The sequence below is a fragment of the Flavobacteriales bacterium genome, assembly GCA_013214975.1.
In the GTDB taxonomy this organism is placed as follows: Bacteria; Bacteroidota; Bacteroidia; order DT-38; family DT-38; genus DT-38.
On the sequence record JABSPR010000410.1, the window covers coordinates 1 to 2,843 of the forward strand.

1 protein-coding gene and 1 pseudogene are annotated in these 2,843 nt (G+C 36.2%); one reads left to right on the forward strand and one right to left on the reverse strand.

Annotated elements, in window-relative coordinates; genetic code table 11:
• Window positions 1-163 precede the first annotated feature (163 nt).
• A pseudogene (locus HRT72_12790) lies at window positions 164-900 on the reverse strand (NAD-dependent epimerase/dehydratase family protein).
• Between the two features lie 298 nt (window positions 901-1,198).
• On the opposite strand from HRT72_12790, the gene HRT72_12795 reads away from it, so the two are divergent.
• Window positions 1,199-2,843 (forward strand): amidohydrolase (locus tag HRT72_12795; protein NQY68583.1); only part of this gene is annotated, 1,645 nt, incomplete at its 3' end.

The window sequence follows — 2,843 nt, forward strand, 5'->3', positions numbered from 1 at the left end:
CAACCGTAGATACCACGAATCAATCAACAATGTAACTCCGTCAGATGTATACTTTGGACGTGATAAAGAACTGCTTAAGCAAAGAGAAATAATTAAACAAAACACTATAAAAAAAAACGCAGAAAAACATACCCGTCACAGGTTATTCAAATTTGACTTAATTTTACTTGTCTCTAGCTCGGTTCCTTTGAAGACTTACACCGTACCCTATATACTTTAAAGGCTGTTTAAAGTAATGTCGTGCCATCCATAAAGAAACTACACCTTGATCAAACTTGCCCATTTGCCCAGGGCCAGCAATTACTCCAAATCGCGTTATTGCTGTTTTCATACCATAAAAGGTAGAATATTCTTGAAGTAATATTTCAGACGAAAGCTTTGTTGAACCATAAAAAGATCTTGGTCCAAATAGATTTAATTCTTCAGATATACCCATCTGGGAGATCCCTTTTTCATTCTGTTCATCTGAAAAAACGTAACGTGTTTCCTCTTCAATAAAGTTGGCATTTTCTATTTTATCAATTGGGTAGACTCTACTAGTAGATAGAAATATCAAATTGGCCTTGTGCTTCAGACTTAGATCGAAACAATTAATAGAACCAATTAAGTTGTTGTTAATTATATATTTAGAATCAGAATCCAATCCAGAAGTAACAGATGCCTCTGCCGACGCTTCAATTAATACGTCAAACGCACCAATAGATTCCAAGTCTTCAACATTTCGAATATCTCCATGAATAAATTCAATAACTAATTCAATAAATTGGGAGATATTTATTTCAGACCCTCTTCTTTTAAATTATCAAAGGCAACTATATCGCAAGAAGGATAATTAGATTTTAAGCTCATACACAATGATGCCCCCACAAAGCCGGCACCTCCAGTTATTAATATCCTCATAATTAATTAGTCTATATCGATTAGCTTATCTGAAATCCAATATATTGGTAGATAATAATTTATCTTCGAAATTGCGCAATCACCATTTCGAATATATATATATTACACATCCGGGAATACACCTCCAGCAAAATAGCAATACATATTGCTCTAATAATCGGTCATTAAAATTTTGCTAAGGATATCATTCCTACGATATCGGTTTCTATATTGAAATTTGATATAAGAACATTGTTCCTATATTTAACACCGCAACTAGGAGCCACTTCGATTTTGCGCCTCATAACAACACAATAATATGATTCTAAAAAAACAATTTCACCTCTTATTATTATCAGTATCCATTCTTATTTCCTGCAATCCTGGGGCTAATAAAGTTGATAATAAGGCGGACATTATTATAACTGGTGCAAAGATTTTTACATCTAATAGTGAACAACAATGGGCAGAAGCTGTTGCCATTAAGAACGGAAAATTTATTTATGTTGGAGATTCAGAAGGTACATTAGATTTTACTTCCGATAGTACAATCACGTACAACCTAAAAGGGCAATTAATTATTCCTGGACTAACGGATGCGCACTCGCATCCTGGATATGTAGGTGTCGAACATTTCGGAGAGATTGAAGGCGATACAAAAGAAGAATTATTGGCTTCTGTTAAGGCATATTCCGATAATCACCCAGATGATAAGATGTTAAGACTCTGCTGTTGGCCAACAGAAATGTATGTGAATGGGAAAACAGGTCCGACTAAAGAAGTGCTAGATACTGTAGTTTCAGATCGACCTATTTGGTTTGAGAGTACATCAGCACACGACTTTTGGTTAAATTCAAAAGCCTTGGAGAAGATTGGTGTAAACAAAGACACACCCGACCCTAGACCAGGTGTTGCCATATATGCTAGAGATGAGAGTGGAGAATTAACTGGCTGGATAAAAGAAGGTGCAGGAGTTCAACACTTTGCTAAACAGTTTGGCGTAGAAAAAGAAGCGCATAAAAAAACACACGAAGAAGGTGTTATCCAAACACTACAAATTCTTAGTGAATATGGAGTAACTACTTTATTTGATGCTGGAAATAAAGGCTATGGAGATGTGGTTTATCCTTTAATATCGAAGCTAGAAAAGGAAGGCAAATTACCAATCCGGTATGAAGGCACATATCAAGTATTCACTCCAGAACGTCTAAAATTGGCTATTCCTGAAATTAAACGTTACCGTAAAGAATATGGTGGTGAACTTTTGCAATTCAACACTGTTAAGATTTTCATGGATGGTATTAATGAAAACCATTCTGTGGGATTACTAGAGCCTTATCATAACGACACATCCTATATTGGTAATACTCTCCTATCGTCTAACGAACTAAGCGATTTTTTACTAGAACTTAGTAAAGAAAAACTCGACTTACATGTACACACAATAGGTGATCTAACCGTGCGAACAGTATTAGACGCTGTTGAAGCCGCACAAAATATTGCCAAAGAGAACTTCTACCCACGAGTAACTATAGCTCACCTAGAACTTATAGACCCAGCAGATATACCAAGAATTAAGAAACTTGGGGTAACATGCAATTTTACCCCATGGTGGCTAGGTGTTAATCACAAAGATGTTGTTGAAGAGTCTCTAGGTAAAGAGAGATACTCCAACATGTATAAGGCAAAAACACTCTTTGATTTAGGAAACAATGTAACCTTCTCCAGCGATGAATGGTGGGGAGGCGACATGCTTAGAACATATATCAACCCATACTTAGGTATGCAGGTTGGTCATACACGTCAATACCCTACAGATTGGTGGGAAACAGAAGATGACGGAATTAGATCTCCTAGCGACGAACGTCTGACGCTAGAGCAAATGATTACTGGATATACAAAAAATGGAGCCTATCAACTTAGAAAAGAAAATGAACTAGGAACTATTGAAGTCGGTAAGTTGG